Origin of the sequence: Stenotrophomonas sp. SrG, assembly GCF_050031795.1 — a bacterium.
Classification (GTDB): Bacteria; Pseudomonadota; Gammaproteobacteria; order Xanthomonadales; family Xanthomonadaceae; genus Stenotrophomonas; species Stenotrophomonas rhizophila_A.
The window spans coordinates 1-234 of record NZ_JBNBBE010001434.1 but is presented as its reverse complement, the minus strand read 5'-3'; the positions used below and the strand labels follow the sequence as shown (position 1 = coordinate 234).

The following is a 234-nucleotide window of genomic DNA, read 5'->3' as shown; positions in this document are numbered from 1 at the left end:
GGTCGGTGCCGACCAGTTCCTTGACGTCGTCGGCATGCGGGTCGAACGGATGGCCACTGGGGTAGAACCCCAGCGTTTCGCGTTCACCGTCCAGCAGCTGGCCCAGCCCCCATGCCTTGGCTTCAGGCAGGTCCAGCTGCAGCGCGGTGCTGACCGGGTCGGGCGCGCCAAACAGCGAGTGCTGGCCGGAGGCCTTCTCGCGCGACATCTGGTCGGTAGCCTGGAGCACTGCAG

At 67.9% G+C, this 234-nt stretch carries 1 protein-coding gene; it reads right to left on the bottom strand.

The window, feature by feature from the left end; genetic code table 11:
* On the bottom strand, positions 1-234 hold a 234-nt coding region (locus ACQG3P_RS24135; protein WP_426806460.1), incomplete at both ends, for a hypothetical protein.